This window comes from Gammaproteobacteria bacterium (assembly GCA_003696665.1).
In the GTDB taxonomy this organism is placed as follows: Bacteria; Pseudomonadota; Gammaproteobacteria; order Enterobacterales.
The window spans coordinates 1-13912 of sequence record RFGJ01000289.1; the positions used below are offsets into that span (position 1 = coordinate 1).

Here is a 13912-nt window from a genome sequence, read left to right on the forward strand (position 1 = left end):
GATTATCGACGGGTTGCGCAATTGCACGTTGAGTCGGGCTGGGTCAACCCGAACACTTCGGTGAATGAATTTGAAGCCGCGATTCGTACGGTGTGTGAGCCAATATTTGGTCGCCCTTTGGCACAGATTTCATTCGGTAAATTCCTAATGCACCTTTTTCAAGTGGCGCAGCGCTTTGATATGGAGGTTCAGCCACAACTGGTGCTATTGCAGAAGACTTTGCTGTACGTTGAGGGGCTTGGCCGACAACTTTATCCGGAACTGGATCTATGGAAAACCGCAAAACCATTTCTGGAGAATTGGCTGGCCGATCGTATGAGCCCAAAACGTGTCTTACAAACCATACGGCAGGAATGGCCTTATTGGCGTGAGCAGTTGCCGAGCTTGCCGGAGAACATTTGGCATGCATTGACTGCCATCAATACATTGCCTGAGCAGTTGGCGCACACTCAAAAGGCCTTGGAGAAATGGCGTATGGGCGCCCAACTGCGTTCACGAGCATGGTGGCACGGTGCGTTGGCATTCGCGACGGGAACTTTGTCACTGGCGGTGTTATCCGGGCCGTGGTTATGGTTGGGTGGCGCAGTATCGCTCGTGTTTATGATCAAGGCAGGATGGTTGCTCTCGTCAGCAGGCCGTCTGTGATAAGATGGTCAATAGCTTAAGGTTAGGTGGAGGGATGGTATGACAGATTCGGTATTTACCCGCATCATTCGCCGGGAGCTGCCGGCGGACATCGTCTACGAAGATGACAAGGTGATTTGCATCAAGGACATTAATCCCAAAGCCCCAGTTCACCTGCTCTTGATCCCGAAAAAACCGATCATTTCTCTGGCGCATCTGAGCGAGGAGGATGAGGCGTTGATGGGGCATCTGACGCTGCAAATTCCGAAAATTGCGAAAATGGTCGGATTGGATGGCGGGTTCCGAGTCATTGTCAACACTGGGCGCGATGGTGGACAGGAGGTGGACCATTTGCATTACCACATACTGGGCGGCCGTCGCTTTGGTTTTGAATAAGTCAAGAGGTGTGTCATGGGACCGAGCTGGATTCAGATTCTTGTATTGCTGTTAATTGTGGTCATTATCTTCGGCACTAAGCGATTGCGAAGTTTGGGCAGTGATCTTGGCGCCGCCATCAAGGGCTTTAAAAAAGCACTGAACGAGGATGAAGGCGAGGACAAAAATCCGTCTTCGGTATCTGGTCGAGTGATTGACACTGACGCCAAATCTGTCGACAAGACAACTGATCAGAAAGACTGACAGCGCCACGCATGTTTGACATTGGGTTTTGGGAGCTGGTGACCCTTGGGCTAATTGGTCTAATCGTCCTTGGGCCGGATAGACTGCCGGAAGTGGCAAAAACCCTAGGCACGTGGGTGCGTAAGCTGCGTGCACTCAGCCGCTCCATCACCGATGAATTGGAGCGGGAGCTCGAAATTCAAAACCTTCGAGAGGAGCTTGAAGCGAAAAATCGAGCCATCGTTGAGCAGTCTAAGAAACTGGCCGAAGCATTGAGCAAGCCGGTCGAAACCATTACCGAAGAAGAATTCCGCCAACATCAAGCAGACCGTGCAGACAACACGCTGTCAAAAAAGCAGCCGCCATCGGAGGAGCGATCATGAGTCGCATGGCGGACGCTGAGATGCCTTTGGTCGAACACTTGCGTGAATTGCGAACACGGTTATTGCGGGCCGTGGCTTCTATATTGGTGGTTTTTATCATGTTGGCACCGTTTGCCGACCCGCTCTATCAAATGTTGTCTAAGCCGTTACTGGCACATTTCCCTGCGGATGCAAAGCTCATTGCCACAGACGTAGCAGCACCGTTTTTTGCGCCGTTCAAGTTGACGTTGGTTGCTGCCTTTTTTTTGGCTTTGCCGTTTGTCTTCTATGAGTTGTGGCGTTTTGTTGCCCCGGGCTTATATCGCCATGAACGCAAACTGATTGCACCACTGTTGGTGTCGAGTGTTTTGTTGTTCTATTTGGGCGTGGCATTTGCTTATTTTGTGGTCTTCCCGTTGGTGTTCGCATTTTTCACGCAGACCGCCCCGGAAGGGGTGACGGTAATGACCGACATCAGCAGTTATTTGGATTTCACATTGAAATTGTTTTTTGCCTTTGGCCTGGCCTTTGAGATCCCGATCGCGACAGTCTTGCTCATTTGGTCGGGCATTACGTCGGTGGAGAGTTTGCGAAACAAACGACCCTATGTCATTGTCGGCGCTTTTGCGATTGGTATGTTTTTGACGCCACCGGACGCCATTTCTCAGACTTTGCTGGCTGTGCCTATGTGGTTGTTGTTTGAGCTGGGCGTTTGGCTTGGACGTTGGGTGAAACAGGGGAAGGGGGGACATGAAGAATATGAAGGCGACTAGTTTAGTGATTGGCCTGCTTGGACTGATCTTGGCGGCTCCTAGTGTGGCTGATGGTGCTCATATGGCGCAAGCGCTACAGGTTTGTGCCAAGATCGAGCGCGATTTGGATCGTCTGGATTGCTATGATCGGCTTGCTAAGCAGACGTCAAAAACTTTGACCGCCACGCCAGCACCATCGACGCCAACGCGGGATCATAAGCGCGATTTGGTGGTCAGTGGCGAGCAAGCTTTCGGTATGGAACGCCAACTCGAACAGCAAACACCGGACGAAATAACAAGCCGTATCATTGGTGAATTTCATGGCTGGAATGGCAAGACAATTTTCCGGCTGGAAAACGGTCAGGTCTGGCAACAGTCCAACTCAGGCCGCGTGGTCTACCATGCCAACAACCCAAAGGTAACGATCAAAAAAGGCTTTTTCGGAAGCTACCGATTGTATGTCGAAGGGTTGAATGCGTCGGTCGCTGTCCGTCGCATCAAATAGAGAATATGCGCCATGGTGATTTCTGCGCGTTGGCTACGCTGGGGCCTGAATTTGTGGCCACCCTATCTATTTAGCGGAATACACGTCGAACGGTTAGATCAGGACTACCGTTATGCACGTGTCAGGCTATCGCTTCGGTTTTATAACCGAAACTATGTCGGCACGCACTATGGTGGTAATTTGTTCTCGATGACAGATCCGTTCTATATGCTCATGTTGCTTCACCGTTTGGGTCGGGATTTTATTGTCTGGGATCTGAAAGCGTGCATTCGTTTTCGCGCGCCAGGGCGAAGCCATGTGTGGGCTGAATTCCACTTACCGGATGAAAGAGTGGAGGCAATTCGTGCTCAAGCCTTGACGGAAGGTCGAGCCAATCCCAGTTTTCACATTGAAATCAAGGACGCCAGTGGGATGCTCATCGCAGAAGTTGATAAAACACTTTATGTCAGACCCAAAAATCGAACCGCTCATTGACATCGGCGTGAATTTGCTCAGTCGGCGCTTTGTCGCTGATGTGGACGATGTGGTCGAACGTGCGCTGGCGGCTGGTGTGGTCGCAATGGTGGTCACCGGGACCGACATTGACACTTCACGCCAAGCACCAAAGCTATGTGAACGTTGGGAAGGATGTTTATTTCACACGGCGGGTTGTCATCCGCACCATGCGGACAGCATGTCAGAGGCGGATTGGCAGCAGTTAGAAACCTTGTTTGATACGTCTCCCCACCTTGTCGCAGTGGGAGAATGCGGCCTAGATTATCATCGAAACTTTTCGTCACCGGACAATCAGCGCCAAGTGTTTGCGCGACAGTTAGCGCTGGCGGCGAAGCATCGCAGGCCAGTATTTGCCCACCTGAGAGAGGCAAGCGATGATTTTCTCGCCATCGTCAAGGAATACCGTCCCGAATTGGTGGGCCTGTGTGTCCATTGTTTTACCGATGGCCCAGACGTATTGGAAGTTTTGCTTGACCTAGATTGTGACATCGGCGTGACGGGATGGATCTGTGATGAACGGCGTAACCATGCGCTCACGCAAGCAATAGGCCTTATTCCTGACGGTCGGTTAATGCTGGAGACAGATGCGCCCTATCTGTTACCGAGAAATTTACCAAACAAACCGAAAAATGGGCGAAACGAACCATGTTTTTTGCCCCATATTTGTCGTGAAGTGGCGAAGCTGCGCAGGCAGCCTGCCGATGCTGTGGCGCGTATCACCACAGAAAACGCCATGCGTTTTTTTCATCTCAATGTGGATGAGGAGTCCGATGCATGAAAAAAAATCAATTTGCTTTATTGGGGCAGCGTCGATTTTTTCCTTTTTTTTCGGCCCAGTTTTTAGGGGCGTTTAACGACAATGTCTTCCGCGTTGCTCTGGCGACATGGCTCGTCTATATTTATTTCGAAGGCGAAAAAGCAACTGCAAGTACTTGGATCAACGTTGCGCAAGCCCTGTTTATCCTGCCGTTTTTTTTGTTTTCAGCAACTGCAGGCCAGTTGGCGGACAAATATGACAAGGCCACCGTAATTCGTTGGGTCAAAGCGGCCGAGATTGTGATTATGGCCTGCGCTGCGCTGGCATTTTGGCTGGGTTCACCCGTTTGGCTCGTGGCCCTATTGTTTCTGATGGGGACGCAGAGCGCTTTTTTTGGGCCGGTGAAATATTCCATCCTGCCACAACATTTAAATGATCATGAGCTGCTAGGTGGTAACGCGTTGGTGGAGACGGGCACTTTTCTTGCCATCCTCGGTGGCACCATGCTGGGCGGATGGGCTATCGGACTCGCCGACGGTCGTCATTTGGTTGGGCTGTTGTTGCTGTCATTTGCGATCATGGGCTGGGTCGCGGCATTGTGGATACCTTCGGCACCTTCGCTGACGCCGGAATTGAAGGTCAATTGGAATTTCTTCACGGAAACGGCGCGTGTGTTGCGCGATGCCAAAAAGAACCGAGTTGTCTTTGATTCGATTCTGGCCATTTCTTGGTTTTGGTTTTTCGGATCGGCGCTTATCACTCAGATGCCAGCCTACGCCAGTCAGTTTCTGGGCGGTGACAACAGCGTCTTTATTGGATTGTTGGCCATGTTTTCCATTGGCATAGCCATTGGTTCATTGTTGTGTGAACGACTATCGGGCCGACGTGTAGAAATAGGGCTTGTGCCGCTTGGCGCCCTTGGTTTGAGCTGGTTAAGTGCTCAACTGGCATGGGTGACGCCCATGTCGAAGGCGGGCGATGCGGCGTTAGTAAGCCTATCGGCTTTCTTGTCGATGGCCAGTGGTTGGCCTGTGTTTCTCTCGGTGCTGGGTATTGGTGTTTTTGGTGGCTGGTTCATTGTGCCGTTATATGCGTTGGTACAACAACGCAGCGATGCTGCGGCACGCTCGCAGGTGATCGCCGCCAACAATATCCTGAATGCGGGCTTTATGGTGGTGGCAGCGGGACTTGCCATCGTGTTGTTTGCGTTTGGGGCAACCATCCCTGATTTGTTCCTCGTGGTTGCGCTGCTCAACGCGCTCGTCGCGTTGTATATCTTTTGGCGTGTTCCGGAGTTTGTCGTCCGCTTTATTATTTGGATCTTATTACATTTTGTTTATCGCGTGCGGCACCAAAATCTCGATGTCATCCCAACGGAAGGGCCTGCGGTGTTGGTGGCCAATCATGTTTCTTTTGTTGACGCCTTGTTGATTGCCGGATTTGCCAACCGGCCCGTCGTGTTTGTCATGGATCATCGGATATTTAAGCACCCTATACTGGGTTGGTTTTTTCGGATGGCGAAAGCCATTCCCATCGCGCCGGCCAAGGAAGACCCTGAGATCAAGGCGCAGGCGTTTGAAAAAATATCTGAAGCCCTACGATCAGGCGAGTTGGTCATGATTTTTCCGGAGGGGAAAATCACGTATGATGGTGACATCAATCCTTTCCGGCCGGGGATTGAAGAAATTATACGGCGCGATCCTGTCCCAGTGATACCCATGGCAATACGTGGCATGTGGGGAAGCTGGTTTTCCCGAGCGGGTGGGGCCGCGATGAGAGGGCTGCCAAGACACTGGTTGAGACATGTCGAAATTGTTGCAGGGGATCCGGTATCGCCGGACGTGGTCTCCGCAAAAGGATTGGAGGGCATGGTGAAAACACTGCGTGGTGCACAAAAATAAAGGGGCGAAAATGAACGACTGGACACAACTTTTTTGGATATTTTTGTTTATCTCGATGATGCAACCCGCGTTGCGTCAAAGGATGCTCGAGTCGGAGCGTGTTCGCGCCATTCGTCGGTTTGAAAAAAAACGACAGTCTCGCGTGATCACCTTGGTGCATCGCCAAGAAAGCATGGGGTTTCTTGGTTTTCCGTTGGTTCGTTTTATTAACATTGAAGATTCGGAGGAGATTTTACGAGCCATTCGGATGACCGATGACGATATGCCCATTGACATTATATTGCACACCCCCGGTGGACTTGTGCTGGCCGCCGAACAAATTGCCCGTGCGTTGCAGATGCACCCAGCCAAGGTCACCGTATTTATCCCACACTATGCGATGAGTGGCGGCACTCTGATTGCGCTTGCCTGCGACGAAATCGTAATGGACCCACAAGCAGTGATGGGGCCGGTAGACCCACAATTAGGACAGCGGCCAGCGGCCTCTATCGTTCGTGTCGTGGAGGCCAAGCCAATCGATAAGGTTGACGATAGCACACTGATTGAGGCGGATGTGGCTCGAATGGCACTCAAGCAACAGAAAACACAGGTCAAAAACCTACTGAAAGAACGTTATGACGAAACGCAGGCCGAATCCTTGGCGGAGCGGTTGACACAAGGATACTATACGCATGATTATCCCATAGGGGTGGAAGAGGCAACCGCACTCGGGCTCAAAATTTCAACCGAATTTCCAAGAGAAGTGCACGAAATCATGGCGCTGTACCCCCAACCCCAGAATAAGCGGCCCTCCGTGGAATACATACCGGTACCCTATGAACGGCATGGGAGCGGGGGAAAGCAGGGCCGATGAATACTAAACCATCCAGAGGGAGGTAAGCCGATGTCGCGATGGCTATTTTATGTGTTTTTATTGACAATCGTGGGCTGTACGGATTCGAAAGAGCAAAACAACCCTGACAACGAAACGGCCAATGAACCTTTCGCGTCCACTTATCAGCCAGCGCCGAGCGGCAGCTGGGTGGTACGAGATGCCCATATTCTCACAGGAACAGGGAGCGAATTGCATGATGCCGACCTTTGGGTGAAAGACGGCAAAATTCAAGCGATTGGGAAAGATCTCACGGTTGATGATGGGACGCTTGAGATTGATGGACGTGGTCGTTGGCTGACGCCGGGACTGATCGATGTCCACTCTCATCTTGGCGTGTATCCTGCACCGGAAACGCCCGCCCATGCCGACGGCAACGAAATGACCAGCCCGGTGACTCCCGATGTCTGGGCCGAGCACTCAATCTGGCCACAAGATCCACAGTTTGACTTGGCGCGTGCCGGTGGTGTGACGACGCTGCAAATTTTGCCCGGTTCCGCCAACCTGTTTGGCGGCCGCGGTGTCACCGTCAAGAACGTGCCTTCCCTGACTGTTCAGGGCATGAAGTTTCCGGGCGCGCCGTACAGTCTGAAGATGGCGTGTGGTGAGAATCCCAAACGGGTCTATGGCAGCCGAAAACAACCGCCTTCGACGGCAATGGGTAATATGGCTGGCTATCGAAAAGCTTGGATCGATGCCAAAGAATATCAGCAGAAATGGAAAAAATATCGAGAAGCAGTTGCCAAGGGTGATAAAGAAGCTGAGCCACCCAAGCGTGATTTGGCCATGGAAACACTGGTGGGCGTGCTCGAAGGCAAGATCCTCGTCCATAACCATTGCTACCGCGCGGACGAGATGAAACAGATGATCGATTTGGCGAAGGAATTCGGTTACAAGATCACCGCGTTTCATCATGCCGTGGAGGCCTACAAGGCTGCCCCAATGCTGGCTAAAGAAGGCATCTGCGCAGCGGTCTGGGCCGACTGGTGGGGGTTCAAGCAAGAAGCGTTCGACATGGTGCGCGAGAATCTTGCGATGGTCGATGCCGCTGGCGCGTGCGGCGTGATTCATTCAGATGATCCGGTGGGCGTCCAACATCTTAATCAAGAAATTGCGAAAGCGATGGCGGCCGGTCGGAAAATGGGGCTGCACATTACCAAGGCTCATGCCATCCAGTGGGCGACCTTGTTTCCTGCAAAAGCGCTTGGCATTGACAAGGTGACGGGCAGTCTTGAGGTCGGTAAAAATGCGGACGTCGTCTTGTGGGATGGCGACCCGTTCAGTGTGTACACTCACGCAGAAAAAGTTTGGATTGATGGTGTCCTTCAGTATCAGCGAGGCGACAAGCCAAGAAGCGATTTTTATCTAGGACTGAAGGATGTATCGGAGGCGCTGCAATGAGAACGTTATTGGTAATGTTAAGTTTGCTCTGGGGCACAGCGCAAGCGACTGACTGGGTGATCAAAAACGCGACGGTTCACTGGCCAAATGGTGAAAAAACCGTCAACACCCATCTGTTGATACGGGACGGTGTGTTGGTGGCGGCAGGGCCACAAATCGATGTGCCAAAAGGGGCGAAACAAATTGAAGGCGAGAGCCTGCATGTCACCGCAGGACTTTTCAATGCCAACACCCACATTGGCCTTGAGGAAGTGTCTTTGGTGAATGACACGGTGGACTTTGCCGCTGAAAACGACTTGGTGACGGCTTCCTTGCGCGTGGCTGACGCTTTTAATCCTTCGTCCGCGACGGTGTTACACAACCGGACACAAGGCATCACCCATGCACTGATCCTACCTGAAGCGGGCGGCAGCTTGATTGCTGGCCAAGCCGCTTTGGTCAATCTGAGTGCGTCGCGCCATAGCGTCGAAAAGCAGACTGTCGGTGTGGTGGTCAGCCTTGGTCAGACAGGCAAGAAGCTGGCGGGGGGATCTCGCGCAGCGGCGATGGCCTTGTTGCGCGAAGCGCTAATGGACGCGAAGGACTATGCACGCCATAAAGAGGATTACCAACGGCGCGCGCGCCGCGACTATCAACTGTCTCGTGCTGACTTGGAAGCGCTGGAACCAGTGGTCACTGGTCAGCTACCGCTGATTGTACGAGTGCATCGAGCCTCTGATATTCTCACCGTATTGGATTTGGCAAAAACCATGGACATTCGCATTGTCCTTCTGGGGGCCGAGGAGGGTTGGCGTGTGGCCGACGAAATTGCCAAAGCGAAGGTGCCAGTGATTATTGACCCAACGGCCAACACGCCTGCGTCCTTTGAGCGGCTTGGCGCCAGATCAGATAATGCCACCTATCTGCATAAGGCAGGGGTGACCTTGCTCTTTACCGGGATCGGCTGGCAGACAACACACAATGCCTTTTTAGTGCGTCAGGCGGCAGGCAATGCGGTTGCCAATGGCTTGCCTTATAACGCGGCGATGGCTGCCATGACGAGCAATTTGTGGAAGGTTTTTGGCGGTCATGGCGCGGGACTTCAGTTAAATCGTCCAGCGGATCTGGTGGTCTGGGATGGTGACCCGCTCGAAGTGACAACAGAGGTTGAGGCTGTTTTTCTTGACGGACAAGTCATTCCGCTGGTGTCCCATGCCACTTTGTTGCGTGATCGCTATGCGGAACGCTATCAGCTGATTCACAATTCAACCAACTAATTGACAACGTTCGGCCGGCGTCTTTGCTGGCCGAACGTCTTATGCGCGTAGGCGTTCGACGTGATCTTGCAGTCTTCGTAGCGCGGCCCGATACAAGGCTTCTGCACTTTCTCCGGTGAGACAGGCGATGCCCCACGCCAGATTTTCTGCCACTGTGAGAAATTTATGTAGTCCCTGTCGATATAGGCCATTGATCGCACGAGCAATTCGGTCTGCATCGGCTTCAGTGCAATCATATAAAATGACCGCAAATCGATTATCGTGGATTCTGGCGACAAAGTCGGAGCATCGGGTCCGGTGACGAAGCAGATGTCCGAGTGTTTGCACCACTCGGTTGGCGCCAGCTTCGCCCCGCTCCGTTCGTATATGATCGAGTTGCCATATCTCAAAACACAGCAGTGCAAAGCCAACGCCATCACGGGCGGCACGAGAAGTAGATGCGGCAAGGGTTTGCATGAAACTTTCGTAATTCGGGAGGCAGGTGAGCTCGTCGCGGACACGAATTTCGCGCGTTTGCCGAAACAGGGCTGCCCGGTGAAGTACTGTTGATACGAGTTTCTCAGCAGAGATCGGCTTTTCGATGAAGGTATCTCCGGTCACGGATGAAAGGCTTTGATGGGGATGCTCTGCTTCAGCTGAAACAAAAATAATTGGAATGGTTCGGGTTTCTGGAAACTGCCGCAAAACAGCGGCCAACTCAAGGCCATTGCAACCAGGGAGTTGCATGTCCATTAGGATGACTTCTGGCTGAAATTGCCGACAAGTGTCAAGCAGAAGTTCTGGGCGGTCAATCCACTCCGCCTCCATGCCGACTTTGCGGAGGAGACGAAGACAGAAGGTGCCTTGCGATTTTGAATCCTCGACCACCAAAGCGCGGAGCGGATCATCGTTGATGGGTGCGGCAATACGATCGAGGTAAAGCAGTAGCTGATAGTCATCCAGAGGTGTCAAGAACAAGTCTTCGCCACCTGCCCGCACACATTTCAAACGGTTTTCGAGGGTGTCGCGCGGCGCATAAAAAACGGCTCTCAAATGATGGCTTTGTATAAACTCGTGCACCATCGCCAAATCATCGGATTCGGGTAACGGCATCACCATGAGTTGTGGGCGACGTGCCGTGATTTCAGCTTGTGCATCACCAAGATGATCAAATACATGGAGCTGATAACCAAATAACGACAAGCTTTCTGAAAGCGAGTCGATCGATGAATCGCTGGTGACAATATAGATTGGATGCTCGGATGAAGGCGTCAAGCGCGCCAAGAGCGATTCCGGCAAATCGGGCTCCTCTTCCTCCGTTTTGGTGGGAACCGGAGTGGAGTGCTGTGAGGTTGATATTTTCGGGAGCGGTAAGATATTTTTGTTTTCCAGATACGAGGTGATTATCTCAACAAAATGTTGGATTTCGGTTTCCTCTGGTGTGGTCAATTGCTCTGCCGCGTGGTTGATTGTTGCCTGTAACCCGCCAAGTGCTTCCGCAATCGAGTCGTAGCCGAAACGTTCTGCACCTCGCAATATCATGTCAATGTGCTGATGGACACGATGAAACACATCTGCCGGCCAATTCTGTTCGAAACCCTGCTCAACCAAAGCAATGCACTGCTTAAGGCGAGGCCCAAGACGGCGCGAAAATAGCGCCGCCAATTGTTTTTCCGCATGTGAAAGGTGTTCTGTCATAGAGGATCCATGGTTGAACGATGACGATTTGCCCCAACATAGGGGAGTACCTAAGAAATACAGTATAGACAAAACAGGGAGCCGCCAATGCCAATTTTGCTGATCCTCATGATGTGGACATTGCTCGAAATCGCCGTCTTCGTCAAAGTTGGTGCGTATTTAGGTGCGTTCGGCGTTGTGGTCATGACCTTACTGACGGCAATGGTCGGTATCGCGGTGGTACGTCTACAAGGTTTGAGCTTGCTGAAAACCATGCAGGACGACTGGCGGCATGGGCATGATGTGATGGAGGCGACGCTAGATGGCGGCCTACTACTTTTGGGTGGTTTTCTGATGCTGGTGCCTGGTTTTGTGTCTGATGTGTTGGGCGCGTTCTTGCTCATTCCATGGATGCGCCACTGGCTTGTCGGGGCCAATCGCCGTGAGCGATTGAATCGGTGGGGACGGACGATTGTGATTCAAATTCGACGACCCGACGATCCGTGGTAAAAAAATTGTCTTGACCCTCTTGAAATCCATTTTGACATCCCCATATAGCGGGTACCAAGCGGAAGGTCCGCAACTTGAAACACTGAGACATTCAGCAGGAGAGAGGTGCTATGAGCATTCGTCCATTACACGATCGCGTTGTTGTTCGACGTTTGGAAGAAGAACGCAAATCCGCTGGCGGCATTGTGTTGCCAGACAGTGCGGCTGAAAAGCCGAGTAAAGGTGAAGTCATTGCCGTCGGTAACGGCAAAATTTTGGACAACGGCGAAGTGCGCGCGTTGGACGTGAAAGTTGGTGACAAGGTGCTGTTCGGTAAGTATTCCGGCACCGAAGTCAAGATCGATGGCGAAGAGCTGCTCGTCATGCGTGAAGACGACATTATGGCCATCATCGAGTAACCAACTAACTTAAAAGAATTCTAGGAGAGTGGAACCATGGCAGCAAAAGACGTACGTTTTTCTGATGACGCCCGTGCCCGCATGGCGAAAGGCGTAAATATTCTAGCGGATGCGGTGAAAGTGACCTTGGGCCCCAAAGGCCGTAACGTCGTACTTGAGAAAAGCTTTGGCGCTCCCACCATCACCAAAGATGGTGTTTCTGTTGCCAAAGAAATCGAGCTGGAAGACAAATTCGAAAACATGGGCGCCCAGATGGTCAAAGAAGTGGCGTCTCAAACCTCCGACAATGCCGGTGACGGCACCACCACGGCAACCGTGTTGGCGCAAGCCATTGTCAATGAAGGTTTGAAAGCGGTGGCCGCTGGCATGAACCCGATGGATCTCAAGCGTGGTATTGACAAAGCTGTCACTGCTGCGGTTGAAGAGCTGAAGAAACTGTCAGTGCCTTGCAAAGACAGTAAAGCCATTGCTCAGGTCGGCACGATTTCTGCCAACTCAGACGCCAGCATCGGTAACATCATTGCCGAGGCGATGGAAAAGGTCGGCAAAGAAGGCGTGATCACCGTTGAAGAAGGCAGCGGCCTTGAGAATGAACTGGAAGTTGTTGAGGGTATGGAGTTCGACCGTGGCTATCTATCGCCATACTTCATCAACAACCAAGAAAATATGACGGCAGAACTTGATAACCCTTATGTTCTGCTGGTTGACAAGAAAGTTTCGGCAATCCGTGATCTGTTGCCGATTCTTGAGCAAGTGGCCAAGTCTGGTAAGCCTTTGTTGCTGATCGCCGAAGACGTTGAAGGCGAAGCATTGGCAACATTGGTGGTCAACAACATGCGCGGCATTGTGAAAGTGGCCGCTGTGAAGGCGCCTGGCTTTGGTGACCGTCGTAAAGCCATGTTGCAGGACATTGCCATCTTGACCGGCGGTACGGTCATTTCTGAAGAAGTTGGTCTGACACTGGAGAACGCAACGCTTGAACAACTCGGTCAAGCCAAGCGCGTGGTGGTCAGCAAGGAAACTACGACCATCATTGATGGCGCAGGCAAGAGCGAAGACATTGAAGCGCGTGTCAAGCAAATTCGTAAGCAAATTGAAGAAACCACTTCTGACTACGACCGTGAAAAACTGCAAGAACGCGTTGCGAAACTGGCTGGTGGCGTAGCTGTCATCAAAGTTGGTGCCGCGACCGAAGTTGAGATGAAAGAAAAGAAAGCACGCGTTGAAGACGCGCTGCACGCGACTCGTGCTGCGGTTGAAGAAGGAGTTGTCCCCGGTGGTGGTACCGCGCTGATTCGCGCTCTGAACGCCATCAAAGATCTCAAGGGTGACAACGAAGACCAAACCGTGGGCATCCGCATTGCGTTGCGTGCAATGGAAGCTCCGCTTCGTCAAATCGTCTCGAACGCTGGCGGCGAGCCTTCAGTGGTAGTCGAGCGAGTCAAGAACGGTGAAGGTAACTTCGGTTTCAACGCAGCGACTGGTGAGTTTGGTGACATGATCGAAATGGGCATCCTTGACCCGACCAAGGTCACCCGCAATGCGCTGCAAAACGCAGCCTCTGTCGCTGGCTTGATGATCACCACCGAAGCGATGGTGGCTGAGTTGCCGAAGGAAGAAAAACCTGCCGCTGGTGGCATGGGCGACATGGGCGGCATGATGTAATTGTCCCCAAACGGTAAAAGCGGCTCTTCGAGCCGCTTTTTTGTTTGCCCAGCGAAGCTGGCAAACCCGGCAGGCTGAAAGAAGCCTGCGTCGCCCCGACTGAGGGGAAGACAATCCGAATGGCAAGGGCGTTGCTGGCCA

At 52.3% G+C, this 13912-nt stretch carries 16 protein-coding genes; 15 read left to right on the forward strand and 1 reads right to left on the reverse strand.

Translation table 11 applies throughout. The annotated features are described in order from the left end of the window. The 12 genes from D6694_07870 to D6694_07925 form a co-directional block, all read left to right on the forward strand. The coding region (locus D6694_07870; protein RMH42493.1) for a hypothetical protein at nt 1-645 on the forward strand (645 nt) is incomplete at its 5' end. 39 nt (nt 646-684) lie between these two features. Further along, nucleotides 685-1020 carry a histidine triad nucleotide-binding protein gene (locus D6694_07875; protein RMH42494.1) on the forward strand — a complete coding sequence of 112 codons (336 nt, stop codon included), beginning with the start codon at nt 685-687 and terminating at the stop codon, nt 1018-1020. Between the two features lie 15 nt (nt 1021-1035). Then, complete coding sequence (gene tatA, locus D6694_07880; protein ID RMH42495.1) at nt 1036-1263, forward strand: twin-arginine translocase TatA/TatE family subunit; 228 nt, start codon at nt 1036-1038, stop codon at nt 1261-1263. Between the two features lie 11 nt (nt 1264-1274). After that, complete coding sequence (tatB, locus tag D6694_07885; GenBank protein RMH42496.1) at nt 1275-1625, forward strand: twin-arginine translocase subunit TatB; 351 nt, start codon at nt 1275-1277, stop codon at nt 1623-1625. Between the two features lie 5 nt (nt 1626-1630). Next, complete coding sequence (tatC, locus tag D6694_07890; protein ID RMH42507.1) at nt 1631-2377, forward strand: twin-arginine translocase subunit TatC; 747 nt, start codon at nt 1631-1633, stop codon at nt 2375-2377. Next, entirely contained in the window at nt 2364-2861 is a 498-nt protein-coding gene (locus D6694_07895; protein RMH42497.1) for a hypothetical protein, read from the forward strand. The genes tatC and D6694_07895 overlap by 14 nt, the downstream gene beginning before the upstream one ends. 12 nt (nt 2862-2873) lie before the next feature. Further along, on the forward strand, nt 2874-3335 hold the full coding sequence (locus D6694_07900; protein RMH42498.1) for a DUF4442 domain-containing protein: 462 nt from the start codon (nt 2874-2876) through the stop codon (nt 3333-3335). Further along, entirely contained in the window at nt 3304-4134 is an 831-nt protein-coding gene (locus tag D6694_07905) for a hydrolase TatD (protein RMH42499.1), read from the forward strand. Before D6694_07900 ends, D6694_07905 begins: the two co-directional genes overlap by 32 nt. Beyond that, entirely contained in the window at nt 4131-6014 is a 1884-nt protein-coding gene (locus D6694_07910) for an MFS transporter (protein ID RMH42500.1), read from the forward strand. The genes D6694_07905 and D6694_07910 overlap by 4 nt, the downstream gene beginning before the upstream one ends. Nucleotides 6015-6024: 10 nt before the next feature. Then, complete coding sequence (locus D6694_07915; protein RMH42508.1) at nt 6025-6867, forward strand: hypothetical protein; 843 nt, start codon at nt 6025-6027, stop codon at nt 6865-6867. Between the two features lie 30 nt (nt 6868-6897). Continuing rightward, complete coding sequence (locus tag D6694_07920; protein RMH42501.1) at nt 6898-8286, forward strand: amidohydrolase; 1389 nt, start codon at nt 6898-6900, stop codon at nt 8284-8286. Nucleotides 8287-8300: 14 nt separating this feature from the next. Then, nucleotides 8301-9542 carry an imidazolonepropionase gene (locus tag D6694_07925; GenBank protein RMH42502.1) on the forward strand — a complete coding sequence of 414 codons (1242 nt, stop codon included), beginning with the start codon at nt 8301-8303 and terminating at the stop codon, nt 9540-9542. A 39-nt stretch (nt 9543-9581) separates the two neighbouring features. On the opposite strand, the gene D6694_07930 is transcribed toward D6694_07925, so the two are convergent. Next, on the reverse strand, nt 9582-11219 hold the full coding sequence (locus D6694_07930) for a response regulator (GenBank protein RMH42503.1): 1638 nt from the start codon (nt 11217-11219) through the stop codon (nt 9582-9584). An 87-nt stretch (nt 11220-11306) separates the two neighbouring features. On the opposite strand from D6694_07930, the gene D6694_07935 reads away from it, so the two are divergent. The 3 genes from D6694_07935 to groL all read left to right on the forward strand — a co-directional run bounded on the left by D6694_07935 (nt 11307) and on the right by groL (nt 13771). Further along, nucleotides 11307-11708 carry an FxsA family protein gene (locus D6694_07935; GenBank protein RMH42504.1) on the forward strand — a complete coding sequence of 134 codons (402 nt, stop codon included), beginning with the start codon at nt 11307-11309 and terminating at the stop codon, nt 11706-11708. Nucleotides 11709-11818: 110 nt separating this feature from the next. Next, nucleotides 11819-12106 carry a co-chaperone GroES gene (locus tag D6694_07940; protein RMH42505.1) on the forward strand — a complete coding sequence of 96 codons (288 nt, stop codon included), beginning with the start codon at nt 11819-11821 and terminating at the stop codon, nt 12104-12106. A 36-nt stretch (nt 12107-12142) separates the two neighbouring features. Then, nucleotides 12143-13771 carry a chaperonin GroEL gene (groL, locus tag D6694_07945; protein RMH42506.1) on the forward strand — a complete coding sequence of 543 codons (1629 nt, stop codon included), beginning with the start codon at nt 12143-12145 and terminating at the stop codon, nt 13769-13771. Nucleotides 13772-13912: the final 141 nt, after the last annotated feature.

Excerpts from the sequence above, each read along its gene's own strand:
- tatB (RMH42496.1), top strand. The coding sequence starts at position 1,275 with ATGTTTGACATTGGGTTTTGGGAGCTGGTGACCCTTGGGCTAATTGGT.
- tatC (RMH42507.1), top strand. The coding sequence starts at position 1,631 with ATGGCGGACGCTGAGATGCCTTTGGTCGAACACTTGCGTGAATTGCGA.
- D6694_07915 (RMH42508.1), top strand. The coding sequence starts at position 6,025 with ATGAACGACTGGACACAACTTTTTTGGATATTTTTGTTTATCTCGATG.
- D6694_07900 (RMH42498.1), top strand. The coding sequence starts at position 2,874 with ATGGTGATTTCTGCGCGTTGGCTACGCTGGGGCCTGAATTTGTGGCCA.
- D6694_07935 (RMH42504.1), top strand. The coding sequence starts at position 11,307 with ATGCCAATTTTGCTGATCCTCATGATGTGGACATTGCTCGAAATCGCC.
- groL (RMH42506.1), top strand. The coding sequence starts at position 12,143 with ATGGCAGCAAAAGACGTACGTTTTTCTGATGACGCCCGTGCCCGCATG.
- D6694_07875 (RMH42494.1), top strand. The coding sequence starts at position 685 with ATGACAGATTCGGTATTTACCCGCATCATTCGCCGGGAGCTGCCGGCG.
- D6694_07925 (RMH42502.1), top strand. The coding sequence starts at position 8,301 with ATGTTAAGTTTGCTCTGGGGCACAGCGCAAGCGACTGACTGGGTGATC.
- tatA (RMH42495.1), top strand. The coding sequence starts at position 1,036 with ATGGGACCGAGCTGGATTCAGATTCTTGTATTGCTGTTAATTGTGGTC.
- D6694_07905 (RMH42499.1), top strand. The coding sequence starts at position 3,304 with ATGTCAGACCCAAAAATCGAACCGCTCATTGACATCGGCGTGAATTTG.
- D6694_07910 (RMH42500.1), top strand. The coding sequence starts at position 4,131 with ATGAAAAAAAATCAATTTGCTTTATTGGGGCAGCGTCGATTTTTTCCT.
- D6694_07920 (RMH42501.1), top strand. The coding sequence starts at position 6,898 with ATGTCGCGATGGCTATTTTATGTGTTTTTATTGACAATCGTGGGCTGT.
- D6694_07930 (RMH42503.1), bottom strand. The coding sequence starts at position 11,219 with ATGACAGAACACCTTTCACATGCGGAAAAACAATTGGCGGCGCTATTT.
- D6694_07895 (RMH42497.1), top strand. The coding sequence starts at position 2,364 with ATGAAGGCGACTAGTTTAGTGATTGGCCTGCTTGGACTGATCTTGGCG.
- D6694_07940 (RMH42505.1), top strand. The coding sequence starts at position 11,819 with ATGAGCATTCGTCCATTACACGATCGCGTTGTTGTTCGACGTTTGGAA.